This is a genomic window from Nonomuraea maritima (assembly GCF_900100395.1).
Taxonomy (GTDB): Bacteria; Actinomycetota; Actinomycetes; order Streptosporangiales; family Streptosporangiaceae; genus Nonomuraea; species Nonomuraea maritima.
Window position 1 is genome coordinate 64,955 of sequence record NZ_FNFB01000006.1, and the last position, 23,784, is coordinate 88,738.

24 protein-coding genes are annotated in these 23,784 nt (G+C 72.3%); 18 read left to right on the plus strand and 6 right to left on the minus strand.

The features are described 5' to 3' along the window. The first annotated feature begins 103 nt into the window (after window positions 1-103). Both BLR04_RS12820 and BLR04_RS12825 read left to right on the plus strand, forming a co-directional pair. Window positions 104-1,408, plus strand: a complete 1,305-nt coding sequence (locus BLR04_RS12820) for an MFS transporter (protein WP_090763246.1) — start codon at window positions 104-106, stop codon at window positions 1,406-1,408. Between the two features lie 42 nt (window positions 1,409-1,450). After that, entirely contained in the window at window positions 1,451-2,365 is a 915-nt protein-coding gene (locus BLR04_RS12825; protein ID WP_090763249.1) for a phosphotransferase, read from the plus strand. A gap of 2 nt (window positions 2,366-2,367) precedes the next feature. Here BLR04_RS12825 and BLR04_RS12830 read toward each other — a convergent pair whose 3' ends face one another. Further along, window positions 2,368-2,850: a gamma-glutamylcyclotransferase family protein gene (locus tag BLR04_RS12830; protein ID WP_281191417.1), complete on the minus strand. Its 483-nt coding sequence runs from the start codon at window positions 2,848-2,850 to the stop codon at window positions 2,368-2,370. A 160-nt stretch (window positions 2,851-3,010) separates the two neighbouring features. Here BLR04_RS12830 and BLR04_RS12835 point away from each other — a divergent pair, with 160 nt between their 5' ends. Further along, window positions 3,011-4,603 carry a hypothetical protein gene (locus tag BLR04_RS12835; RefSeq protein ID WP_143022026.1) on the plus strand — a complete coding sequence of 531 codons (1,593 nt, stop codon included), beginning with the start codon at window positions 3,011-3,013 and terminating at the stop codon, window positions 4,601-4,603. A 4-nt stretch (window positions 4,604-4,607) separates the two neighbouring features. Here the strand turns inward: BLR04_RS12835 and BLR04_RS12840 are convergent, their stop codons facing one another. After that, window positions 4,608-5,906: an SDR family NAD(P)-dependent oxidoreductase gene (locus BLR04_RS12840; RefSeq protein ID WP_090763258.1), complete on the minus strand. Its 1,299-nt coding sequence runs from the start codon at window positions 5,904-5,906 to the stop codon at window positions 4,608-4,610. A 119-nt stretch (window positions 5,907-6,025) separates the two neighbouring features. On the opposite strand from BLR04_RS12840, the gene BLR04_RS12845 reads away from it, so the two are divergent. The 3 genes from BLR04_RS12845 to BLR04_RS12855 are packed head-to-tail and all read left to right on the plus strand — an operon-like array spanning window position 6,026 to window position 9,005. Further along, window positions 6,026-7,414, plus strand: coding sequence for an NAD(P)H-quinone dehydrogenase (locus BLR04_RS12845; protein WP_090763261.1), 1,389 nt, complete (start codon window positions 6,026-6,028; stop codon window positions 7,412-7,414). Window positions 7,415-7,419: 5 nt separating this feature from the next. Continuing rightward, window positions 7,420-8,040: a hypothetical protein gene (locus BLR04_RS12850; protein ID WP_090763265.1), complete on the plus strand. Its 621-nt coding sequence runs from the start codon at window positions 7,420-7,422 to the stop codon at window positions 8,038-8,040. Next, on the plus strand, window positions 8,037-9,005 hold the full coding sequence (locus BLR04_RS12855; RefSeq protein ID WP_090763267.1) for a nucleotidyl transferase AbiEii/AbiGii toxin family protein: 969 nt from the start codon (window positions 8,037-8,039) through the stop codon (window positions 9,003-9,005). Before BLR04_RS12850 ends, BLR04_RS12855 begins: the two co-directional genes overlap by 4 nt. On the opposite strand, the gene BLR04_RS12860 is transcribed toward BLR04_RS12855, so the two are convergent. Beyond that, window positions 8,995-10,107 (minus strand): acetamidase/formamidase family protein, encoded by a 1,113-nt coding sequence (locus BLR04_RS12860; protein ID WP_090763270.1) that lies wholly within the window; start codon window positions 10,105-10,107, stop codon window positions 8,995-8,997. The genes BLR04_RS12855 and BLR04_RS12860 overlap by 11 nt on opposite strands. A gap of 148 nt (window positions 10,108-10,255) precedes the next feature. Between BLR04_RS12860 and BLR04_RS12865 the strand changes: the two genes are divergently transcribed. From BLR04_RS12865 to BLR04_RS12905, 9 genes are all read left to right on the plus strand, one after another. Further along, a complete protein-coding gene (locus BLR04_RS12865; RefSeq protein ID WP_090763273.1) occupies window positions 10,256-11,137 on the plus strand; it encodes a hypothetical protein in 882 nt (293 codons plus the stop codon). A gap of 136 nt (window positions 11,138-11,273) precedes the next feature. After that, window positions 11,274-11,702 carry a gas vesicle protein GvpJ gene (gene gvpJ / locus BLR04_RS42715; RefSeq protein ID WP_090763276.1) on the plus strand — a complete coding sequence of 143 codons (429 nt, stop codon included), beginning with the start codon at window positions 11,274-11,276 and terminating at the stop codon, window positions 11,700-11,702. Window positions 11,703-11,707: 5 nt separating this feature from the next. Continuing rightward, window positions 11,708-12,514 (plus strand): GvpL/GvpF family gas vesicle protein, encoded by an 807-nt coding sequence (locus BLR04_RS12875; RefSeq protein ID WP_090763279.1) that lies wholly within the window; start codon window positions 11,708-11,710, stop codon window positions 12,512-12,514. Window positions 12,515-12,517: 3 nt separating this feature from the next. Beyond that, window positions 12,518-12,754, plus strand: coding sequence for a gas vesicle protein GvpG (locus BLR04_RS12880; RefSeq protein WP_090763281.1), 237 nt, complete (start codon window positions 12,518-12,520; stop codon window positions 12,752-12,754). 3 nt (window positions 12,755-12,757) lie between these two features. Further along, window positions 12,758-13,138 carry a gas vesicle protein GvpO gene (gvpO, locus tag BLR04_RS12885; RefSeq protein WP_218128865.1) on the plus strand — a complete coding sequence of 127 codons (381 nt, stop codon included), beginning with the start codon at window positions 12,758-12,760 and terminating at the stop codon, window positions 13,136-13,138. Then, window positions 13,138-13,473, plus strand: coding sequence for a gas vesicle protein (locus BLR04_RS12890; protein WP_245740211.1), 336 nt, complete (start codon window positions 13,138-13,140; stop codon window positions 13,471-13,473). Before gvpO ends, BLR04_RS12890 begins: the two co-directional genes overlap by 1 nt. Continuing rightward, window positions 13,466-14,233 (plus strand): GvpL/GvpF family gas vesicle protein, encoded by a 768-nt coding sequence (locus BLR04_RS12895; protein WP_090763287.1) that lies wholly within the window; start codon window positions 13,466-13,468, stop codon window positions 14,231-14,233. Before BLR04_RS12890 ends, BLR04_RS12895 begins: the two co-directional genes overlap by 8 nt. Beyond that, the gene (locus tag BLR04_RS12900; RefSeq protein WP_090763290.1) at window positions 14,233-14,430 is read left to right on the plus strand and encodes a gas vesicle protein; all 198 of its coding nucleotides are present in this window, start codon (window positions 14,233-14,235) and stop codon (window positions 14,428-14,430) included. The genes BLR04_RS12895 and BLR04_RS12900 overlap by 1 nt, the downstream gene beginning before the upstream one ends. After that, window positions 14,427-14,723 carry a gas vesicle protein K gene (locus BLR04_RS12905; protein WP_245740212.1) on the plus strand — a complete coding sequence of 99 codons (297 nt, stop codon included), beginning with the start codon at window positions 14,427-14,429 and terminating at the stop codon, window positions 14,721-14,723. Before BLR04_RS12900 ends, BLR04_RS12905 begins: the two co-directional genes overlap by 4 nt. On the opposite strand, the gene BLR04_RS12910 is transcribed toward BLR04_RS12905, so the two are convergent. From BLR04_RS12910 to BLR04_RS12920, 3 genes are all read right to left on the minus strand, one after another. After that, window positions 14,720-15,250, minus strand: a complete 531-nt coding sequence (locus BLR04_RS12910; RefSeq protein ID WP_245740241.1) for a GNAT family N-acetyltransferase — start codon at window positions 15,248-15,250, stop codon at window positions 14,720-14,722. The two genes, BLR04_RS12905 and BLR04_RS12910, sit on opposite strands and share 4 nt — an antisense overlap. A gap of 221 nt (window positions 15,251-15,471) precedes the next feature. After that, window positions 15,472-16,848, minus strand: coding sequence for a hypothetical protein (locus BLR04_RS12915; RefSeq protein ID WP_245740213.1), 1,377 nt, complete (start codon window positions 16,846-16,848; stop codon window positions 15,472-15,474). Window positions 16,849-16,985: 137 nt separating this feature from the next. Next, the gene (locus BLR04_RS12920; protein WP_090763298.1) at window positions 16,986-18,734 is read right to left on the minus strand and encodes an acetyl/propionyl/methylcrotonyl-CoA carboxylase subunit alpha; all 1,749 of its coding nucleotides are present in this window, start codon (window positions 18,732-18,734) and stop codon (window positions 16,986-16,988) included. A 324-nt stretch (window positions 18,735-19,058) separates the two neighbouring features. On the opposite strand from BLR04_RS12920, the gene BLR04_RS12925 reads away from it, so the two are divergent. The 3 genes from BLR04_RS12925 (at window position 19,059) to BLR04_RS42305 (ending at window position 23,720) form a co-directional block, all read left to right on the plus strand. Beyond that, on the plus strand, window positions 19,059-19,331 hold the full coding sequence (locus BLR04_RS12925) for a WXG100 family type VII secretion target (protein WP_090763301.1): 273 nt from the start codon (window positions 19,059-19,061) through the stop codon (window positions 19,329-19,331). 91 nt (window positions 19,332-19,422) lie between these two features. Next, window positions 19,423-20,550 (plus strand): S8 family serine peptidase, encoded by a 1,128-nt coding sequence (locus tag BLR04_RS12930; RefSeq protein ID WP_090763304.1) that lies wholly within the window; start codon window positions 19,423-19,425, stop codon window positions 20,548-20,550. Between the two features lie 134 nt (window positions 20,551-20,684). Continuing rightward, window positions 20,685-23,720 (plus strand): serine/threonine protein kinase, encoded by a 3,036-nt coding sequence (locus BLR04_RS42305; RefSeq protein WP_176903058.1) that lies wholly within the window; start codon window positions 20,685-20,687, stop codon window positions 23,718-23,720. Window positions 23,721-23,784 lie beyond the last annotated feature (64 nt).

A 23,784-nucleotide genomic window follows, 5' to 3' on the forward strand; every position in this document is an offset into this window, starting at 1 on the left:
CATCTCTGTGTCGGGAAGATAAATATATTCCACGACAATTGACTGTTTTGGTCTCCGACTTGCACAGTAAGGCATCCGGTACACGTCAGTAAAGGAGTGCAGCGTGGCGACATCCCCCACCGCCCCGTCACCGCTCGGCATCCCGAAGAGCCGCGTCCGCCAGCTCATGGCGGCGAGCATCGGCAACGTCGTCGAGTGGTACGACTGGTACGCCTACACCTTCCTCGCCACCTACTTCTCCGCGCAGGTCTTCCCGACGAGCTCGGGCAACAGCCTCGTGCCGCTGCTCAGCTCGTTCGCCGTCTTCGCCGTCGGGTTCTTCATGCGCCCGCTCGGCGGCCTGGTCGTCGGCGCGTTCGCCGACCGGTACGGGCGCAAGGCCGCCATGACGTTCACCATCGTCCTCATGGGCGTCGGGTCGTTGATCGTCGGACTGACCCCCACGTACGCGGCAGCCGGCGTGCTCGCGCCGGCGATCCTCACCCTGGCCAGGCTCGTCCAGGGCCTGTCGGTCGGCGGCGAGTTCGCCGCCGCCACCACGTTCCTCGTCGAGTCGGCCCCCGAGGGCCGCCGCGGCCTGTTCTCGAGCTTCCAGTACGTCAGCACCACCATCGGCCAGCTCCTGGCCTCGGGTCTGGCCGCGGTGCTCGCCACCGTCCTCGCCACGGCCGAGATGGACAGCTACGGCTGGCGCATCCCGTTCGTCGTCGGCGCCGTGCTCAGCCTCGTCGGCCTGTGGATCCGCAGCGGCGCCGACGAGACCTCGGCGGTGGCGGAGGAGATCCGGCAGGGCAGGGCCGAGCGGCCCGGCATGTTCGACTTCCTCAAGCAGCACCCGAGGTCGGCGGCCACCATCGTGGGCATCACCGTCGCCGGCACCGTGGCGTACTACACCTGGACCAGCTTCCTGCCCACGTACGCGCAGATCACCGTCGGCTTCGACAAGGCCGAGTCGCTCCAGATCGGCACGATCTCGCTGGTCTTCTTCATGATCCTGCAGCCGCTGCTCGGCATGCTCTCCGACCGGATCGGGCGCCGGCCGATGCTCATCACGTTCGGGGCAGGGTTCCTCCTGCTGCCGGTGCCGCTGCTCGGCCTGCTCACCGACGCGTACGCGAGCCTGCTGGTCGTGCAGCTCGTCGGCATGGTGTTCCTCGGCTGCTTCACCTCCATCTCGGCGGCGGTCAACTCCGAGCTCTTCCCGACCAGGGTGCGGGCGGCGGGCGCGGGGTTCCCGTACTCGCTGACCGTCGCGATCTTCGGCGGCACCGCGCCGTTCATCGGCACCGCCCTCCAGGAGGCAGGGAACCCCGAACTGTTCCCCTGGTACATGTCGGCGCTGGCCCTGGTCTCGACGATCGTCTACGTGTTCGTGCTGAAGGAGACCAGCGGCAAGCCCCTGAGCTGAATTCGGTGGTAAGCGTTTCCCCCCGTCGTTAGAGTCGCCCATATGACGGAATATGCAGACGTGTTCCTGCGGTTCGGCATCGAGCCGCAGGACTCGCTCTACGCCTACGCGCCGGTGTTCCGCGGAGTGGTCGACGGAGTGCCCGTCGCCGTCAAACGCACCCACGCGGCCGAGGAGATGGGCCGCTGGGTCCGCCACCTCGCGGGCGCCGGGCTGCCGGTGGTGACGCCGGTGGCCGGGCCGCACCGCATCGGCGACGACGACTGGGTCGCCTACCCGTGGATCGACGGGCGCGCCTACGACGGCTCGCCGTCGGACGTCCGCGCCGCGGGCGACCTGCTCGGACGCCTCCACGCTGCCGGTGACGCCGCCGACTCGACGGGCCTGCCGGACTTCGAGTGGCCCGACCACGACGAGGAGTCGGTCGCCGAGGACGTCACGGGGCTCGACAAGGTGCTCGCCGCCCACCGGCCCGACCTGCGCGATGAGGTGCTCGCCCGGTTCACCCCGCTGCTGGGGTCGTTCATGACCACCACGCTGCCGGCCATCCGCGACGCCGCCCTGCCCGTGGCCGACGCGTCGATGGACTACAAGGCGGTCAACCTCGTGTACGCCGGGACCGGGCCGGTGCTGGTCGACCCCGACAACGGGGAACGCCTGCCGCGGCTGCTCGACCTCGCCCTCGCGGTGCTGCTCTTCCACAACGACCTGGTGGGCGGGCCGGCGCGGCTGTTCGACGAGAAGGAGTGGACGGCCTTCCGCGACGCCTACCTCGCCCACGTGTCACTGACCGACGCCGAGCGGGAGCTGTGGCCGACCGCTCTCGTCTACATGCTGCTGGAGTGGGGCGTGTGGACCGTCGTCAACGGCGGCGAGGTCGGCGACTGGGACGACCCGCGACAGGCGGCCTTCCTCACCGACCTGCTCACCGCCGACCTCACGCGCTACGTGCTCTGAACTCAGATCGACGTGCAGGGGCGCTGCCGGAGCTCCTTGACGTAGTCGTCGGGTGCGCCGGCGCGCTCGGCCGCCTCGGCCAGGCTGCCCAGGTAGCGGGCCGAGGGCAGGCCGCCCTCGTAGCCGTCGAGCACGTAGAACCAGGCCACGACCTCGCCGTCGAGCGTCTGCACGCGCAGCCGGACCTTGTGGTAGGCCCCGCGCACCGCGCCCTCCCACTGGTCGAGCGAGGTCTCCTCCCACTCGGGCACGTCGTAGAGGACCACGAACACCTGCTCGTCGGGATCTTCGACGATCGTCGCGAGCGCGCCCTCCCAGGACGTGTCGTAGCCGCCGAACGTCAACCGCCAGCCCTGCAGCCAGCCCACACCCCAGATCGGGGAATGCGGCGCACGCATGGCCATCTGCTCCGGATCCGTGTTGGAGCCGTAGGCAGCGTAAAGCCTGCGGTCATTCGGCTTCCCCGAGTGCGAAAGCCAAGCCACGACCCACCCCTCTCGACGGGTGATGCTCATCCAGCTACCGCGCTATCCTGTCACGCCCCGCGGCCGAGTCGTCCCACCTCCGGTACGAAGCCGTGTCACGCGACGGTCAGGCATGCCGGCGGTGGCGGAGGTGATCTCCAACCCCGTACGGTGTCGGTCCGTGACTTATGCCGCTGTCGCCCGGGTCTGGGCGGCCGACATCCGCGCCTGCGCCGCGGGCCTGCTGCGCTTCGCCACCCCCGGCGAGTTGGACGCGCTGCTCGGCGACCCGCTGACCTCTGAGGCCTACACCAGCTTCGGAACGCTGACCACGCGGGCCCACACCAGTTACGGAATGCTCAACCAGGCGGTCGTCGAGGCGTCACTGCGGCGCGCCGGCCGCCCGCCCGCCGACCTGCTGACCGATCCGGCACTGTACGACCCGAAGTCGTGCCTGCTCGGCCGGGTGCTGGACCTGGACGACCCCGAGGTCAACGGCGCGCTCTTCCTGTCGCCCGCGACGCCGCGCAACGTCCTGCGGCAGTTGGCCGGCCAGACCTCCCGGCGCGACGGCGTCACCCCGGTCCCGCTGCCGGAACACGTCCTGCGGGAAGCCGGCTCCGTACGGCTGCTGAACGCTCTCCTGCACTCCCCGGACCCCGACATCGCCGCCCACGCCCTGCGCGCGCTCGGCCCCGGCGCGGAGCATCACGGCGCCGTACGGGCCTGCCGGCTGCTGCTGGACACCCACCGCTCGCCCGAGCTGCGGCAGCTGGAGGACCGGCTGCCCGGGGTTCGCTGGGGACCGGAGGAGTCCGAGCCGAGCGTCGGCGCGTACGTACGGGCCGCGCTGCGCAGTCAGGACGGCGCCGAGCGGCTCCGTGAGCTGAGCGAGAGGGTGCGGCGGCCGGAATGGCTCACCTCGGTGGCCGAGCTGGGCGACGCGGCGGGCCGCGACCCGCTGGGGTCAGCGGCGCTGGTGCGTTCGGTCGTCCACCGCCGGCACCCCTGCGCGCCCCGGATCGACTGGACGGCCCTGCTGGCGGCCGAGCCGGAACGGCGGCGGCGCGAGGGGCCCTTCCCCTACCCGGTCGCGCGGCTGCTGGCGCTGCGCCACGACACGCCGTACGAGCTGCTCCGGCAGGCCGTCTCCGACCACCCCGAGGTGGCGCCGCTCGTGACCGCGCCCACCCCCGAGCTGCTCGCGGACGTCTGCGAGCGCCTGGCGCTGCTGGGCGCGCCCGCCGCGGTGAAGGTGGCGGGCAACGGCTTCGTGGCGGGCACCCTGACGGCCGAGCAGATCGCCTCCGTCCTCCCCGCCGAGGCCCTGGAGCTGTACGCGGAGTCGCTGTGGATTCCCGGCCTGCGCGGCACGGCGGCGCTCCGCACGCTGACCGGCAGGGCAGGGGACGTCGTCCTGCGGCCGTTCTTCTGCGACGAGACCGGCCACGGTCCCCGCCACCGGCTTCGCTCGCCCTCGCGGTGGGCCGACTGGGACGCCGCCGCCGTCTACGGGCCGCGCGTGGCCGACGCGCTGCGGCATCGCGAGCTGTCGGCCGACGACGTGCTGTCCATGGTGTCCCCGGACGCCGTGCTGGCGCCCGGCCCGGCGGCGCCGCCGGATCCGCGGGTGCTGCGCCGGCTGGCCGAGCTGGTGCACCAGAACCTCGGCGGACGGCCGAAGGCGTGGACGGTGGCGCTGTTGCTGCTGGCGCGCGGCTTCGTCGGCACCCTGCCCGAGCTGCTCGTCGCCGCGGGCGCCGCGGCTGCCTGACCGGTCACCAGGGTGCGACCCGGTAGTCCTTCAGCAGGCACCCGTACGGCGGGTCGCCGCGCTCGCCGCACACGATCGGGTGGTAGACGCGGGCCGCCGCGTCCACGTCGTCCAGCGGCGGGCGGAAACCGGCCGCGGCGCGTCGGCGGCGGTCCGGCTCCGGCTGCTGGTCGGAGAACCACCCGGGGTCCACGCTGGTCATGTAGACGGCGTGGGTGGCCAGTTCGTCGGCGCTGGTGCGGGTCAGCATGTTGAGCGCGGCCTTGGCCATGTTGGTGTGCGGGTGCCCCGGGCTCTTGTAGCGCCGGTCGAACTGGCCCTCGGCCGCCGACACGTTCACCACGTACCTGCGGGGGTGCGGCGAGCTTTCCAGCAGCGGGCGGAGCCGGCCGAGCAGCAGGAACGGCGCGGTGACGTTGATCAGCTGCACCTCCAGGAACTCCACCGGATCGACGTCCTCGACCAGGCGCGTCCAGGAGTTGTCCGGCGACAGATCGGGGATCAGGCCGTCTCGGTCGGCGGCGGCGAGTTCCATGGTGAGCACCGTGGCGGGCCCGGCGGTCAGCTCGGCGGCCCGTTCGGCCGCGAGCAGCGCCGCATATGACTGCGCCGGGGGCCGTACGGTCTGGGCGGCGAGGTTCACCAGGATGTCCAGCGGCCGGCCCGCCTCCACCTGCGCGTCACACCAGCGCAGCAGCGTGGGCACGTCGCGCAGGTCCATCCCGGTGACCGTCAGCCTGGCGGCCCAGTCGGGGCTGTCGGGCACGGCGGCGAACCTGCGGCGCGCGTCATGCGGGAACCGGGTGATCGCGGTCACCTCGGCGCCGTCCCGCAGCAGCTTCAGCACCAGCTCGAACCCGGCCTTCACCCGGCCGCCGGTGACCACGGCCCGCCTGCCTGTGAGGTCGGCGCGCGCGTGCCTGTGCGCCCGGTTCTCGGCGTCGCACGGCGGGCACAGCCGGCCCGCGCCCAGGAAATGGCTCTTGCACATGTAGCACCGCCGCACCTTGTCGCCGGAGCCGACCGGCGACCACCTGCCGGCCGCCGGGGGGTACTCCGCCCGGCCCTCCTGGAGCGGCACGACGGCGTGGGCCTCCGTCCGGGGTCCGGGGCGAGGGCTCGCCAGGGCCGCGGCGTCCTCGGCCACCCGCCGGCGCCGTTCCGCGGCCCGCGCGTTCTGCCGGGTGCGCTTGGTGAACGCGCTGACGGCCTGCTGGACGCGTACGAGATCGGGGTCGTCGTGCGGCGCCTCGGCCAGTTCGGCGAGCACCCGCAGGCACACGCGGAGATCGTCCTCCTGCATGCCGGTATTAAACGGCAAATCAGATGAAAATCCCGACCATCCCAGGTCGCGAACGCCTCCTCCGGAAGTGGTCAGAGGCCGGTTGCAGTGCAGTCCGGTACGTACGGGACAATGGAACGGTGACGAGCATCGTGATCATTGGCGGCGGACCGGGCGGCTACGAGGCAGCGCTGGTCGCCTCCCAACTGGGTGCCCACGTCACGCTGGTCGAACAGGACGGCCCCGGCGGCGCGTGCGTGCTGACCGACTGCGTGCCGTCCAAGACGTTGATCGCGACCTCCGTCCGCAAGCAGGCGCTCCTCGATGCGGCCTCGCTCGGCGTGTCGTTCACCGGCGGCACCGACGGCGACGTCGGCTCGGTCGGCGTCGACCTGCCGCTGGTCAACAAGCGCGTCAAGGAGCTAGCGCAGGCGCAGTCGGCCGACATCTCGACCCGGCTCGAGGCCGAGGGCGTCGAGATCGTCAGGGCGCGCGGGCGGCTCGTCGACCCGCAGGTGGTGCGGGCGGGCGACCGTACGATCCGGGCCGACATGGTGCTGATCGCGACCGGCGCCACCCCGCGCGTGCTGCCGGGGGCCGAGCCCGACGGCGAGCGCATCCTCAACTGGCGGCAGCTCTACGACCTCCAGGAGCTGCCCGAGCACCTCATCGTGGTCGGCTCGGGCGTGACGGGCGCAGAGTTCGCCGGGGCCTACCGGTCGCTGGGCGCGGAGGTCACGCTCGTCTCCAGCCGCGACCGGATGATGCCCAACGAGGACGCCGACGGCGCCGAGGTGCTCGAAGAGGTCTACCGGCGGCGCGGCATGAACGTCATGGGCCGGTCGCGGGCGGCGTCCGTCAAGCGCACCGCCGACGGCGTGGTGGTGACCCTGGAGGACGGCCGCACGGCCGAGGGGTCGCACGCGCTGATGACGGTCGGCATGGTGCCCAACACCTCCGGCATCGGGCTGGAGGAGGCGGGGGTGCAGCTCGACAGGGGCGGCTTCATCAAGGTCGACAAGGTCTCGCGCACGTCCGCGCCCAACGTCTACGCGGCCGGCGACTGCACCGGCGTGCTGATGCTCGCCTCCGTCGCGGCCATGCAGGGCCGCATCGCGGTGTGGCACGCGCTGGGCGAGGCCGTGCAGCCGCTGCGGCTGGCCACCGTGGCCTCCAACATCTTCACCGACCCCGAGATCGCCGCGGTCGGCGTGTCGCAGCAGTCCATCGAGGCGGGCGAGATCGAGGCCAATGTGGTCAAGCTGCCGCTGGCCACCAACGCGCGGGCCAAGATGCAGGGCTTCAACGACGGGTTCGTCAAGCTGTTCTGCCGCCCCCACACCGGCATCGTGCTCGGCGGTGTCGTGGTGGCGCCGCGCGCGTCCGAGCTGATCCTCGCCGTGTCGGTGGCCGTCCAGCAGCGGCTGACCGTCGACCAGCTGGCCCACACGTTCGCGGTCTACCCGTCGCTGTCGGGCTCCGTCACCGAGGCCGCCCGCCGCCTCATGCAGCCCGGCGTGTCGATCTAGCCCCGGTGCCGGAGTTCGCGGGGGTCTTCGACGTTCACGTGACGGTCGCGGCCGAGGGCGACGACGTGGAGCGCCTCGCGCGGTGGGCGGCGGGCAACGATGCGAAGCTCACGCACATCGTGCTGGCCAGGGGCGAGGTGCCGTCCCAGCCGATGGTCACCCTCGCCGGACGCGGCACGCTCACCGACCAGCGGGTCGCCGCGGACGCCTGCGTGGCCCGGCTGCGGGGTGAGGGCTTCGCGGTCGCCCGGGTCAAGATCGAGGCCGCGCCGTGGAACGAGGACGTGCCGCGCAGCGCGTCAGAGGCGGTGGAGCTGGCCGGCTGCTATTTCGAGCATCACGTGAAGGTCGTGGCGCGCGATGACGTGGCCGCGCTGGCGGAGGTGGGCGGACGGCATGCCGCGCACGTGTCGCGCAACGCCAGGAGGCGGCGCGACGACGGCACGCACGAGCGTTTCGTCACCCAGCGCTGCCGGGGCGTGGGCCTCGCCGAGGCGGGACGGCGTCTCGACGCGCTCGTGGCGGAGTTACGCTCGCGCGGCTTCGCCGTGCAGGAGACCGAGCGGGAGTTCGTCGTGCACGACGACAACCCCGCGATCGACGCCGGCTGGATCGAGGAGCGATGACCACGTCATGGGAGCGGTGGGGCGGCGAGCGGACCCCTGAGCGGGGCTCTCCCCACTTCCCCGGGACGTACCTTCCGGCCGCGCACGGCGGCCAGGTCCGTCAGCCGCCGATCTTCGACCCGGCCCTGAAGCAGTTCGTCCACGCGTTCCGCGCCGGCGAGCCCGTCTTCGCGGACGAGGAGACCGGACGCCGATGGCGATGGGCGCGCCGCACGGTCATCGACCATCTGGTCCGCGTCGTCGCCGGGTCGCCGTGGTGCGAGAACCTCGTCCTGCGCGGCAGCCTCCTGCTGGAGGCGTGGATCGGGGAGCAGGCTCGCGACCCGGGTGACCTCGACTGGGTGGTGGTACCCCAGAGCGTCACCCTGGAGAGCCCGCTCACGGCGGCGATGTTCAAGGGTTTGATCGCAGCGGTGGCGGGCGCGCCGCGGGTGTCCGGCACGGTGACCCTCGACGCCGGCGACATCGCCGTGGACGACATCTGGACCTACGAGCGGGCCCCCGGGCGCCGCCTGCTGTTCACCTGGCACGCCGAGGACCTGCCGCCGGGCACGGTGCAGCTCGACTTCGTCTTCGACGAGCGCCTGCCGGCGCCGCCGGAGCCCGCGCTGATCCCGCGCGCCGGGGGCGGCGACCCGACGCTGGTCCAGGCGGCCACGCCCGAGCTCTCGCTGGCCTGGAAGCTGCTCTGGCTGGCCACCGACATGTATCCGCAGGGCAAGGACCTGTACGACGCGGTGCTGCTGGCCGAGCGGTTCACCCTCCCGCCGGAGCTCCTGCGGCAGGTGCTGTCGCTGTCGCAGGAGCTCACCGAACGGGAGGTGGCGGAGTTCGGCCCGGACGCGATCCGGGCGCTGGACGTGGACTGGCCGGAGTTCCAGGGGGAGTACCCGCAGGTCGAAGGCGAGGCAAGCGCCTGGACGGAGCGGCTCGCCCGAGCACTCGCCCCCACCTTCAGCCGGTGAAGATGTCCTCCGGGAGGAAGGCCGAGACCAGGAAGCTCGGGACGTCGACCAGCTGACTCACCTTGAGGTCCACGGCGACGCTGCAGATGGCGTACGCCTGCTGCGCCGTCCAGCCGCGTTCGCCGAGGTGGTCGATCATGTCGAGGAGGGCGTTGCGGGCGGCCAGGGTGGCGTTCTCGGCCAAGACCTCGCCGTCCCGGGTGACCGACATGCCGGTCGTGGCGTAGAAGCGGCGCGGGGCCGCGTACTCGGGGGCCACCCAGTAGTCGGAGCGGGCGAAGCGCGGGGCGCGGATGCCCTTGGCGGCGGCCTCGCCGGGGTGCAGGTGGAAGCGCACGCGGAGGGTCGCGTTCATCTCGATGGCCGTGCCGCACGCCTCGCAGTCGCCCTGCGCGAAGTGCGCGTCGCCCGCCGAGAAGAGCGCGCCCGGCGTGTCGACCGGCAGGTACAGCCGCGTACCGGCTCCTGACTGCTTGATGTCGATGTTGCCCGCCTGCTCGCGCGGCGGGATAGTGCGCAGCCCGGCCGCGCCCGCGGGGGAGGCGGGCACCGCGCCCGCGGGCGAGGGAGGCAGCACGAAGCCGCCGCGCGCCAGCGCCGCCTGCTCGCGGGCGGTGATCCTGGCCAGCGAGTCGTGGCCGGGCGCGAGGCCGATCGTGCCCATGAACGGCGCGGCAGGGACGCGGACGCCGGGCAGGTCGTCGGAGACCGCCCAGCCGTCCGCGAGCTGCCAGCGCACGATGAACGGCTCGGGGAACTCGTCGCGCAGGAACCCGAAGCCGGGCACCTGCACGGTGTAGCCGTACCCGTCGGGGACGACCTCCAGGATCTCGATCTCCAGCAGGTCGCCCGGTTCGGCGCCCTCGATGTGGACGGGGCCGGTGAGCGGGTGGACGAGGTCGAGGTCGGGGGCCTCGACGGTCTTCAGCGTGGCGTCGGGGCCCATCTGGCCGTCGAACGCGTCGCGGGTCTCCATGACCACCTCGTCGCCGGGGGCGCAGCGGACGACGGGTGGGATGTCCGGATGCCACCGGTTGTGGCCGGTGCCTGGTTCGTCACGCAGGGGGAGTGCGGGATTGATGCGGATCTCGTGTACGGCCATGACGGAACCCCCTCGAAGTGGCGCGTATGCCGCAACGCTGAGCGCACCCGTTCCGCCTGTCAAGCCAGTAGTGGTGTACCTGCGCACCGGGCGGGGCGCCGGGTGGCAGTATCGGCGAGGTGCCGATGCCGTCAGACGGAGTTCCGCAGTGACCGTTGCGCGTGGCGTCGCCGTGCTGCTCGTGGCGGCCCTCTCGGGGTGCGGCGCGGGCGACGCGGGCTTCGACCTCGCCCTCCCGCTCGACGCCTACGACCTGTCGGCGGCCGAGCGCCGCGTGGTGGACGAGGTCCGGTTCCGGCTGCTCGCCGACTGCACGCGTACGTACGGGGTGGAGCTGAAGCCCTCGCCGCCGAGCGCTCGCGGGCCGGAGGAGCACCGCAACGCGGCCTATCTCGGCTGGCTGGGCGACCGGCAGGTGGAGATCTACGGCTACGCCGGGCCGCCCAGCCCGCCCGTGATCGACTACACCACCTATCCCGTGTCGGACGAGCAGATCGTCGTGCTGGAGGGCAAGCGCGGGAAGTTCCACGGCAGGGCCGTACCGGCCGGGGGCTGCCTGCGCCGGACGGAGGCGATCCTCGACCAGGGCTCGGTGGGCCTGCTCGGCAGCAAGGCCGCCAGGGTGCGCGAGGAGCAGGACTTCTTCCTGCTGGCCAACGACGCGTCGGGCCAGGCGTCCGCCGATCCGCGGGTCCGCCGGGCCGAGCAGGTGTGGAGCGACTGCATGAAGGACGAGGGCTTCGACTACCCCTACGCGGGGGCCGCCGTCGCGGACCCGCGATGGGCCCGTACGGCGAAGTCCGGGCAGCCGCGCAAGGTGACGGCGGCCGAGATCGCGACGGCCACCGCCGACGTGGCGTGCCGGGACACCACCGGCTACTACGCCGCGCGGCGGGCGGCGTACCGAGACAGCCAGCAGCGGATCATCGCCGACAACCGGGCCAGGCTCGACCGCATCAAGACCATCAACCGGGTGCAGCTCGAGAACGCGCGCAGGTACCTGGCGGGCGAGCTCGTGGCGACCTGGTAGAAACGCCCGTTCTCCCCAAGAACGCGGAACGTGTCCACCCGTACGCGCAAAGTGTGGCAAGCCTGTCGGTTTTTTTGTTGTATGGGGTTCTGTGTCCTTTTTGATGGGCAGGCAACACGAACGAGAGGAGATATCCATGAGTACGTCTGTGCAACCGGCCGGGACCGGCCAGATGGCCGGACGTCCGTCGCCCACGGGCCTGGCCGACGTCATCGACACCATCCTCGACAAAGGGCTGGTGATCGACGCGTACGTCAGGGTGTCGCTCGTCGGGATCGAGATCCTCACGATCGACGCCCGGGTCGTGGTTGCGAGCGTGGACACGTACCTGCGTTTCGCCGAGGCGGCCAACCGGCTGGACCTCGCGGAGAGCGAAGAGGGACTGACCGACGTCCTCGCCGCGACCAAGGGTGGGGGCAAGCCCCAGGACATGGTCCAGGGCTCGGCGGCCGGCGAACTCACCGGTCAGCGGCAGGACGAGCCCGAGGTCACCGTCGAGCGTGAGCCGCGCGAGTCGCGCGAGGCGCCGCGCAGGCGGCCGCGAGTCCAGCGAGAGGAAGAGTAAGCACCATGGGACGTCCGAAGGTCTCCACGGCCTCCGTGCCGAAACAGCGCGCCGGCAAGGCCGAGAACCTCGCCTCCTACGTCTACGGCATCGTGCCCGCCGACCTGAAGAGCCCGCCCGAGACCGAAGGGCTGGGCGAACCCGCGGGCAAGGTGCGGCTCGTCCGCCACGGCGAGATCGCCGCGCTCGTGAGCGACGTCGACGCCGGCGAGCCGCTCGGCAGCCCGGGCGACTACTACGCCCACGAACGGCTGCTCGACGCCACCGCCGCGAAGTCGCCGGTGCTGCCGTTCCGGTTCGGCGCCGTGCTGTCCGACGCCGACGCCGTGGTGCGGGAGCTGCTCGAACCGCACCACGACGAGTTCAGCGCGGCCCTGCGCGAGCTGGAGGGCATGGCGGAGTTCATCGTCCGGGGCCGCTACGTCGAACGGGCCCTGCTGTCGGAGATCCTCGCCGAGAGCCCGGAGGCCGAGAGTTTGCGCCGGCTCATCCGCGGGCGGGACGAGATGGCCACCCGCGACGAACGGATCAGGCTCGGTGAGATCGTCGCCGAGAGCATCGAGGCCAAGCGCGACATGGACACCCAGCTGCTGGTCGACGGGCTCTCCGGCCACTACGAGATGGCGGTGGTCCGCGAGCCCACGCACGAGCAGGACGCCGTGCACGTGGCGCTGCTCGTCGAGACGGGCAGGCAGCGGGAGCTGGAGGAGACGCTCACGGCGTTCGGCGAACGCTGGGAGGGGCGCGTGGACCTGCGCCTGCTCGGCCCGCTCGCCCCGTACGACTTCGTCACCACGCAGCAGGAGGTCTGAGCCGTGGGTTTGGTGACGGGACTCCTGACGTTTCCGTTGTACGGGCCGCTGCGCGGTCTGGTCTGGCTCGCACAACGGATTCAGGAACAGGCAGAGACGGAACTGCACAACCCCGCGTCCGTACGGCGGCGCCTCGAGGAGATCGAGGAGGCCCGGCGCGCCGGGCTGATCTCCGAGGAGGAGGAGCGCCGTGCGGTCGACGAGGCGCTGCAACGGTTGACCGCCACCACCCGGAGGTGATCGATGCCCACCACCCGACGCGCGGGCGTCATGAAGACGCGCGCCCATCCGCCCGAGACCTCGGACGAGCCCGACGAGTCCGGGCCACGCGGGCGCGCGCCCGAGCGTCCGCGCCGCCCGCTGAACGCCGCGACGGCGGGCGGCATCGCCCTTCGCCACATCACGGAGCTCACCTCGAGGCAGTCCGAGGGCGTGACCTCGGTGGAGCCGACCGAGGACGGCTGGCTCGTCAGCGTCGAGGTCGTCGAGAGCCGCCGGATCCCCTCCTCCAGCGACATGCTCGCCATCTATCTGCTCACCATCGACAAGGAGGGTCGTCTGGTGTCGTACCGGAGGACACGGCGCTACCGGCGGGCCAACGCCGACTTCAGCGAGGCGTACTGATGGACCGGGTCATGCAGTCCGGCGGCCCCATGCGCGCCGGCTACGGAGCCGCACCCATGAACCGCGAGCCGACCAACCTCGGCGACATCCTGGAACGGGTGCTCGACCGGGGCGTCGTGATCGCCGGTGACATCCGGGTCAACCTGCTGGACATCGAACTGCTGACGATCAAGCTGCGGCTGCTGATCGCGTCCGTGGACACCGCCAGGGAACTCGGCATCGACTGGTGGCAGCACGACCCGTGGCTGTCGGGCAGGGACCGCGAGCTGGTGGAGGAGAACCGCCGCCTGCGCCGCCGCCTGTCCGCGCTGGAGCAGGAGGGCCTCGATGCCTGAGGGCACCTACCTGTACGCCGTGGCCCGCGACGTCCTGTCTCAGTGCCCGGACGGCGTCGCCGACCTGCCGGTACGCACCATCAGCGGCGGGCCGGGGCTTGTCGCGTACGTGAGCACGGTGCCGCTGGACCGGTTCGGCGAGCAGCCGCTGCGGCGGTCGCTGGAGGACATGGACTGGGTGGCCGAGACGGCCCGCGCCCACCACCGCGTCGTGGACGCCGTGGCGGCGGCCACCGCGACGGCCCCCGTCCGGCTCGTCACCGTGTACGACGGCGACGGGCCCGTACGCGACCTGCTCGACCGGCGCGGGCAGGACTTCCTGCGGGTGCTCGACCACGTGACCGGGCGGCGCGAGTGGGGCGTCAAGGCGTACGCCGTCGCGTCCGCGGACGGTGCGGACGGTCAGGACGAGCCCGCCGCGGCGACTCCGCACGCGGGGCGGCCGGGGACCGCGTACCTGCAGCGGCGGCGGGCGAACCTGCGCGGCAGGGAGCAGATCCGCCGCCAGGCACTCCAGCGCGCCGACCACATCCACCGGGCGCTGAGCGCGCTGTCGGTGGCGGGCTGCCGCCACCGCGCCCAGGACCCCAGTTTGTCGGGCCGGCACGACTGGATGCTGCTGAACGGCGCCTACCTCGTGGACGACAAGCGCGAGGACGAGTTCGCCGAGCTGGCGCGAGACCTCGGCGGCGACGGCGTGGAGCTACGGGTGACCGGACCCTGGGCGCCGTACTCGTTCACGGTCATGGAGACCAGGTGATGCGGGACGTCGTCGCCCACGAACGACTGCCGCCCGAGCGCGTCGCCCTCGTGGACCTGCTCGACCGGCTGCTGGCGGGAGGCGTGGTGGTGACCGGCGACCTGGTGCTGTCCATCGCCGACGTCGACCTGGTCCGCATCTCGCTGCGGGCCCTCATCGTGTCCATCGACGAACTCGAGGGAGGTGGACCCCGGTGAGCCCGGTGGAACGGCCGAGCCGGCGGATCGTCGCCGACCCGGACACCGTGGAACGCGACCTGACCCGGCTCGTGCTGACCGTCGTCGAACTGGTGCGGCAGCTCGTCGAGCGGCAGTGCGTCCGCAGGATGGAGCAGGGCGACCTGACGGACGACCAGATCGAGACGCTCGGGGTCACGCTGATGCGCCTGGAGGAGGCGATGGGTGACCTGTGCGACCGCTTCGGGCTGACGCCGCAGGACCTCAACCTCGACCTCGGCCCGCTCGGCACCCTGCTCCCGACGAACGACTAGGGCAGCATCTCCACGGTGACGGCCCAGCGTTCGTGGTCGCGCCAGGCGCCGTCGATGAACTGGAAGTTGCGGGAGTAGCCCTCACGCTGGAAGCCGACGCGCTGGATGAGGGCGAGCGAGGCGGCGTTCGTCGGCTGGATGTTGGCCTCCAGCCGGTGCAGCCCCATCTCGCCCAACGCGTGCCCGACGAGCAGCCGCAGCCCCTCGGTCATGTAGCCGTGGCCGGTCGTGGAGGCGTAGGCGCAGTAGCCGATGGTGGCGCTCTGATGGGTGCCGCGGACGATGTTGTTGACGTTGACGCGGCCCACGATCGCGCCGGTGTCGCGCCGGCAGACGAGGAAGCCCTCGTGCAGCTCGTCGGCGAACCGGGACAGGTATCTTTCGAAGTCCTCGTACGTGACGATGGGCTGCCCCGGCATCCAGCGGGCCAGCATCTCGGCGCTCTCCTTGTGCAGGACCACGAGTTCGTCGAAGTCCTGGAGGCAGACGTACCGCAGCGCCACCCGCGGCCCCTCGGCGACATACATCACACGGGCCATTCTGCTCGCCCCACGAGGGGCGGGCACAAGCAGGGGCTGCGCCGGGCCCCCACCCGCCGGGCCCGCACCCGCCGGGCCCGCACCCGCCGGGCCCGCACCCGCCGGGCCCGCACTCGCCGGGCCCGCACTCGCGGGGTCCGCACTCGCGGGGCACAAGGAAGGGGCCCCGCCACTCGTGCGGAGCCCCTCCATGACGCTTACGCGGTGGGTTACCAGTCGCCGCCGCCGAAGTCGCCCCCGCCGAAGTCGCCGCCTCCGCCGAAGTCGCCCCAGCCGCCACCGGAGTCGCCGCCGCCGAAGTCGCCGCCCGCGTCGGCGTAGCCCTCGGAGTAACCCGCGCCGTAGCCGCCCAGGCCGAAGCCGCCGCTCAGCATGCTGCCCATCATGGTGCCGATGAACATGCCGGTCATGACGTCGCCGAAGCCGCCGTAGTAGCCGTAGGCGTACGGCTGGTAGGCCGGGCCCGCGTCGTAGTAGGGCCGGCGCTGACCGTCGACCATGACCTCACGCATCTGCGGGTCGAAGCCGCGCTCCACGGCCTCGGCGTCCATCTTGCAGGCCGGCACGTCGCGGACGGCGCCACCGGGCGGGGCCCAGCGCACGTCGCGCACCGACGGGCCGTGCTGCGGGTTGAAGAAGCAGGGGGCGCGCCGCTCGGGCACGGGCTCGTTGTTGACCTTGGCCTTCACCACGGCCAGGGCATAACGGCCGTCCTCGAGGGTCTGCGTGACCTCGCGGACCTGGTCGGCCCGCTCGACGGTGGCGAGCTGCGTCTTCGCCTTCTCGTAGGAGTCGAGCGCCGTCTGCCATTCGTCGATGTGCCTGCCACCCGCGCCGGACAGCGTGACGTCGGCGTCGAGGGCGGTGATCTCCTCGCCGAGCTTGGTGACGTCCTCGTCGACGGTCTGCTTGACCGCGGCGAGGTCCTTGGCGTCCTGGATGGCCTGCTTCTTCTTCTTGTTGCTTGAGTAGAGGAGGTAGCCGCCGCCGCCGACCACGACCAGAGCGCCGAGGGCGATCAGCGCGCCCGTGCCGCCCGCGCCGGGGTTGGCCTGGCTGCCGGAGTCGAGCGCGTTGCGGACCTTTCCGTTCGCCGCGAGGTCGACCCGGTTGACGAAGTCCTTCATGCCGTCGACCACGTTGCCCTCGTTGGCGGTGACGGACCGGTTGGCCAGCTCACCCGCCAGGCCCGACTGGCGCAGCGCGCTCGACGCGGCGAACAGCGTCGTGCCGTCGAGCACCGCGAACGTCGCCCGCGGCCGGCCCGCGGCGGCCGCCGCGGTGTTGAGCTGGTTGATGTACGCCCCGATGCTGGACCCGTCGAGGGTGCCGTCGGGGAGCGCCACGGCGTAGACGCTGGTGTCGGCGCCCTTGAGGGCGTCGCGGATCTCCGACTGCTGGTCCGACGACAGAGCCGAGCCCGGCGCGACGAAGAGTGGGTCTTTCTGGTCTTTCCAGTGGGACACCACCGACTTCGCGTCAGGGGGAGCCGCCGCTTGAGCGGCAGGGGACAACGCGAGTACGACGAACAGACCGGCGATCAGAGCCACGATCGCGGCCCCTGCGCGGCGCAGCGAATGAGTCATGGGCAGCAAGCCTCCTTCGCCCTTGAGGACGAACGGGCGGTCGGCAAAGTTCCTCAAGGGGCACGCTACCCGTCCGGACGCTCATAGGCGTACATCGCGGCGGAAGAGACCGGGATCGGTCACGCGCCGGGGGTGGCTCAGGTGTTCTTGATCTCGCAGATCGTGGCGCCCGCGGTGACCGTCTGGCCGACGGCCGCCGCCAGGCCGGTGACCGTGCCCGACCTGTGGGCCGTGAGCGGCTGCTCCATCTTCATGGCCTCGAGGACCACGACCGTGTCGCCCTCGTTCACCGTGTCGCCGTCAGCGGCCACGACCTTGACGATGGTGCCCTGCATCGGGCTCACCAGCGCGTCGCCGCCCGCCGCGCCCTTCTTCGCCGCGCCGCCGGAACGGCGCGGCGCCCGGGCGGGCCCGGGCGAGGGCACCTGGCCCGCGCCGAGCCCGGCGGGCAGGACGACCTCGATCCGCTTGCCTCCGACCTCGACCGTGACGGACTCGCGCTCGGGCGCCTCGGCGGCGGTCACGTCGCCCGCGTACGGCTCGACGGTGTTGTCCCACTCGGTCTCGATCCACCGCGTGTGGACGGAGAACGGCGACGACGTGAACGCCGGGTCGGACACGACGGCCCGGTGGAACGGCAGCACGGTCGGCATGCCGGCGATCTCGAACTCGGCGAGCGCCCGCCGAGACCGCTCCAGCGCCTCCTGCCGCGTGCGGCCGGTCACGATCAGCTTGGCCACGAGGGAGTCGAACGTGCCCGGCACGGTCATGCCGGCCTCGTACCCGGAGTCGAGCCGCACGCCGGGCCCGGACGGCGGGCGCAGGACGGTCAGCGTGCCGGGGGCGGGCAGGAAGTTGCGGCCCGCGTCCTCGGCGTTGATCCGGAACTCGATCGCGTGGCCGCGCAGCGCCGGGTCGTCGTAGCCGAGCGGCTCGCCGCCCGCGATCCTGAACATCTCGCGTACGAGGTCGAGACCCGAGACCTCCTCGGTGACCGGGTGCTCGACCTGCAGCCGGGTGTTGACCTCGAGGAAGGAGATGGTGCCGTCCTGGCCGACGAGGAACTCGCACGTGCCGGCGCCGACGTAGCCGGCCTCCTTGAGAATGGCCTTCGAGCTCGCGTACAGGAGCTCGACCTGCTCGTCGGTCAGGAACGGCGCGGGCGCCTCCTCCACCAGCTTCTGGTGGCGGCGCTGCAGCGAGCAGTCGCGGGTGCTGACGACGACCACGTTGCCCTCGTGGTCGGCCAGGCACTGGGTCTCGACGTGGCGCGGCCGGTCGAGGTACCGCTCGACGAAGCACTCGCCGCGCCCGAACGCGGCGACCGCCTCGCGCACGGCCGACTCGTACAGCTCGGCGACCTCCTCCATGTGGCGGGCCACCTTGATGCCGCGCCCGCCGCCGCCGTACGCGGCCTTGATGGCGATCGGCAGCCCGTGCTCCTCGGCGAAGGCCACCACCTCGTCGACGCCTGACACCGGGTCTTTCGTGCCGGCGACCAGCGGCGCGCCGACCTTCTGGGCGATGTGGCGGGCGCGTACCTTGTCGCCGAGCGCGGCGATGGCGGAGGGCGGCGGGCCGATCCAGACGAGCCCGGCGTCGATGACGGCCTGGGCGAAGTCGGCGTTCTCGGCGAGGAAGCCGTAGCCGGGGTGGACGGCGTCGGCGCCCGAGCGGCGGGCGACGTCGAGCAGCTTGGCGATGTCGAGGTAGGTCTCGGCCGGGCTCTGCCCGCCCAGCGCGTACGCCTCGTCGGCGACCTTGGCGTGCAGGGCGTCGAGGTCCTGGTCGGCGTAGACCGCCACGCTGCCGATCCCCGCGTCCTTGCACGCGCGGGCCACCCGTACGGCGATCTCGCCGCGGTTGGCGATCAGAACCTTCCGCACCGCACTACGTCCTCTCCTCGTGTCTTCCGTCTCGGTCCGGCGGCCGGGCGACGTGCCGCCGTCACGTGGGGCACCTGCCCCGCGTCGCGCCCGGCTCCCGAGGAGCCCGGGAACAGAAAGGTATCGGCGGCGATGCGGGGGCACGACGAGGGCACGGCCGACGCACGGTCAGGGCCGGTCACCACCATCTTCCGCATGGACGGACAGCTCCCCGCGCGCATCCGAACGATCCTCTGGTAGACCATAGCCGCTTGGCATAACGCGGGCGACGCCTGGTGGGCCGTCTTACTGTGATGGCGCTTTCACCCGTTCCAGGAGGTATGCATGAGCCAGAGCATGCTCGGCGGCGACCCGCATGAAATGCAGACGATGGCGGCCCAGTTCGACCAGCAGGCCGAGGCCGTCCAGGCGACCATGGCGGCGCTCAACAAGGAGGCCGCCAAGGTCGGCACGGTCTGGACCGGCCCGGGCGCCCAGAAGTTCAAGGACGCGTGGGAGAACTACCGCGTCTCCTTCCAGCGCATGTCCGAGGAGCTGAGGGAGGCGTCGCGCGTCATCGGCACGTACCGCCAGAACATCGAGTCCGCGACGAGGTGACCGCGGGTTGAGGCCCTGGCGACGGCGCCGGGGCTTCTTCCGTTGATCGCCGCTCTGCCCCTTCTGGCCGGGCAGGCTACGCTTTGCCGCCATGATTGGTCGCGCCCTCATGGCGAGCGCGCTCGCTCTGCAGCTGCCGCTGATGCCCGCCGTCGCCCGTGAGGCCTGCCGGCCCGCCCGCGGCACCCTGGCGATCGGCGAGTCCTGGGCGCAGAAGCGGCTCGACCCGAGGCGTGCCTGGCAACTGTCCACCGGCGCCGGTGTCACCGTCGCGGTCATCGACAGCGGCGTGTCCCATCCGCAGATCCGGCTGGCCGGCCGGGCCGACCTCGTCGGCACCGGCTTCAACGACTGCGTCGGGCACGGGACCGCCGTGGCCGGCATCATCGGCGCCCAGTACATCAAGGGCGTCCCGTTCTACGGCGTGGCGCCGGGGGTGCGGCTGCTGTCGTACAAGCAGACCGACTCCGAGCGGAACGGTGACCCGAAACTGCTGGTCAAGGCCATCGAGTCGGCCGCCGACGAGGGCGCGGACGTCATCAACCTGTCGATCTCGACGGCGGATCAGCCGGACCTGAAGCGGGCCGTGGAGTACGCGCTCGCGAAGGACGTCGTCGTGGTGGCCGCCGCCGGCAACACCACGAAGGAGGACGGCACGCCCGTCCCCGAGTACCCGGCGGGCTACGAAGGGGTGCTCGCGGTGGGCGCGTCAGGGCCGAACGGGGCGCTGGCGGAGTTCTCCAACAAGGAGACGCCCGTGTCCGTGCTGGGGCCAGGGCAGGACGTCACCTCCACCTGGCCGGGCGGCGTCTACCGGACCGACCTCGACGGCACCAGCTACGCCGTCCCCTATGTCGCCGGGGTGGCGGCGCTCGTGCGGGCCCGCTTCCCCCGGCTCGACCAGGCCCAGGTACGACGGCGGATCATCGCCACCGCCGACGGCGCGGTCGGCGGTGGGAAGGGCGCGGGGATGGTCAACCCCATGCTCGCCCTCAGCGCGATCCTGCCGCTCGAACCCGAGGGCGCCCCCGTGGTCGCGCCGCCGCTGCCGAGCCCGCTGCCGCGCGGCGCGGTCGCCAAGGCCCCGCCCGTCGACCGCGACGCCGTCCGGCTCGCCCTCACCGTCGCCGGTTCCGGGCTCGGGCTCGGGCTGCTCGTGCTGGTGGCCCGGGCGTTCATCCCGATGGGCCGGCGCAGAGGATGGCGTCCAGGGCGTTGAGGTCCTCCTCCGTGAGGAGTGCTTCGAGGGAACGGGACGGTGAACGGTCAGCTCACCGGTCCGAAACTCCTGATGCTGGTGTGACCCATCTGGTTGAATGTCCCCGATCATGCTTTTTGGGGAAAGGGCGGGACATGCTCCCTTTACGACCTGAAGATCCCGAGCGGATCGGCGCTTTCGAGATCATCGGTCTGCTGGGACAGGGTCCGAGAGGCGAGGTCTTCCTCGGCCGCGAGGCCGACGATGCGCCCACCGTCGCCATCAAGCTCCTGCCCGCCCTCACCCAGCCGGATCCGGATGTGTCCGCGCGGTCGGCTCCCGTGGCGTCCGCCGGGTCGGGACAGGCGCCCTCTGCCGAGCCGGGGTCCGGTTCCGAGGTGCCCGCCGGGCTGCCGGCCGCCCAGCGGGTCTCCAGCTCGTACGTCGCCAGGGTCCTGGACACCGGGTCGCTGGACGGCAGGCCGTACATCGTCCGCGAGTACGTCGAGGGCAGGAGCCTGGCCCGGGCGATCGCCGACGACGGTCCGCTGAGCGGGGACGCGCTGGAGAGAATCGCCATCGGGGTGCTGACCGCCCTGTCGGCCGTCCACCTCGCGGGCCTGTCACACCGCTCGCTCACCCCGCACAACGTGATCCTCGGCCCCGACGGCCCGAGGGTGACCGACGCCGCCGTGGGCGAACCCGTCGGAGAGGTCGCCTACCAGGCCCCAGAACAGCTCAAGGGCATCCCGTACGGCCCGCACGCGGACGTGTTCGCCTGGGCGGCGACCATCGTGTTCGCGGCGACCGGCGAGCCGCCGTTCGACGGGCGCGAGGCGGTCCTCGACGCCGAGCCCGAGGTCGGGGTCGGGGTCGGGGTCGAGGCCGAGCTGATGCGCCGGGTGCTGCTCGCGGCCATGGCCAAGGAGGCGGGCTCGCGCCCGACCGCCTACAGCGCCCTCATGCAGATCCTCGGCCACCCCGCCGACCCCACCCCACCCACCCAGAACCCCACCCCATCCACCCAGAGAACCACCCCACCCCCCACCACTTCGACCCCCGACGCCCAACCCGCAACCCCCGCCCCGGTCTCCGCAACCACGACCGCAGCCCCGGCCTCCTCGGACCCGAGCGCTGACCCGGCTCCTGAGGGCTCGACCTCCGCCCCGGCCGGTTCGGCCGCTGACCCGGTCCCCGTGGGTTCGGCGTCGGCTTCGGCTGGTTCGGCCCCTGACCCCGCTTCTGCGGGCTCGGCCGCTGAGCCGGGTTCTGTGGGTGACGTGCCTGCTTCGGCGGTTGTGGCTTCGACGCCTAACCCGGATTCTGCGGACTCGGCCCCTGAACCTGATTCCGCGGACGCGGCGCAGGGGGCTGTCCGTGGTTCCCGTGGCGACTCAGGTCCGGGTCCCGTTCCTGGTTCCGTGGCCGAGGGCTCGAAGCAGGGGCCCGTCAACGGTGCCGGTCCTGTTTCCGGTCCCGCACCTGGCTCCGGCTCGGATTCCGATTCCGGCTCGGGTTCCGATTCTGGTCCGGTGTCCGCAGAATCGGAGCGGGGTCCTGGCTCTGGTCCGGTGTCCGCAGAATCTGAGCGGGGTCCTGGCTCTGGGCAGGGTTTTGTGGCTGGGCCGGGGTCGGGGGCTGTTGCCGGGCCGAGGGCCGGGGCGGGTGCTGGAGCCGGGCCTGTGCCTGGAGGCCCGGTCGCTGGTTCTGCTGCCGGGTCGGGACCCCTTGCTGGGCCGGTTCAAGGAGGGACTTCCGGGGAGCCGGTCGTCGGGGTGCCGATGTCTGGGCCGGGGCCGTTCGGGGTGCCGCCGCAGGGGCCGATGCAGGTCCCGCCGCCGCACGGGCCGGGGCCGATGCAGGTGTTGCCGCCTCAGGGGCCGGGGCAAGGTCCGATGCAGGTGCTGCCGCCGCAAGGGCCGATGCAGGCACCGCCAGGGCCGATGCAAGTGCCTCCGCCTCAGGGGCCGGGGCAAGGGCCGATGCAGGTGCTTCCGCCTCGGGGGCCGGGGCAGGTGTTGCCGCCACAAGGGCCGCCGCACGGGCCGATGCAGGTGCTTCCGCCACAGGGGCCGTCCCAAGGGGTGCCGTCGCAAGGGCCGCCGCCGGGGGCGGTGCAGGGGCCGTTGAGTGGGGTGCCGGTGGCGGGGGTGCCGCAGCGGGCCGAGGCGCCGATGTGGGGGCCGCCGGAGGACGGCCCGCCGCCGCCGTACGCCGTCAGGGGCGAGGCCGTGTCGCCCCGCCCGTCCTCCCAGGTGCCGCGTCGCGGCTTCCCCATGATGGTGGTCGCCGGGGTCGGCGTGGTCGCGCTCGTCGCGGCCGTCGGCCTGTGGGGCGCCAACAGGTACGTCGAGCTGAACCAGGTCAACTCCGCCTCCGTCGCGCAGCCCGGCACCACCCCGGTGCCGATGCCGACCCCGACCGGGCCGCAGGGGGCCGACCAGGCCGGCGACCCGCGGACGCAGCCAGAGGCCGACGTGCCGTGGGCCACGAACGACCAGAGCGTCGGGCCGATGCAGCTGCCGTCGGAGTGGACGTCCGCCTCGCCCACGGTGCCCGAGCTGACGACGGTTCCCACGGTGCCGGTGGTGCCGACGCAGCCGGTCGTGGTGCCGACGTCCCGTCCGACAGCCACGGGCAAGCGGACGGCGTCGCCGCGCAAGACGCCGACGCCGTCCCGTAAGCCGCAGGCGACGAGGACCAGCGCACGGCCGACCCCGACGCGTACGTCGGCGAAGCCCACCCCCACGCGTACGTCCGCGCGGCCGACACCGACGCGCACGTCCGCGCGGCCCACGCCGACGCGGACGACCGCGGCACCGACGCCGACGAAGAGCTCGGCCAAGCCGACGGTGGCCGCGCAGGCCCAGAACCCGTACACGCCCACGGCGGCGTGCGGGTCGGGTTTCGTGGTCCAGCGCTCCAGCTCGTTCGCCGGCGGGGTGACGTACCAGCTGTGGAACGACAGCACCGGGGAGAACTGCGCCGTCACCATGAAGACCGCCGACATCGGCGTGCGGACGTCCGTGAGCGTCAAGCTGGAGGTGCAGGGCGGCGGGACCCTGACCGACAGCGGCAGCTTCGACTACTACGCGGGTCCGGTCACGTTGCCGGCCAGGGGGAAGTGCGTGCGCGTGTCGGGCAGCACCGGCTCGGGCAGCACCAGCACCTCCTGGGGCAACTGCGGCTGAGCGGTTCGCCCGATCGCGCCAGGCCCGGAGCCGGCCGGTTGTCGCGCGCGGGGGCCGGTGGGTG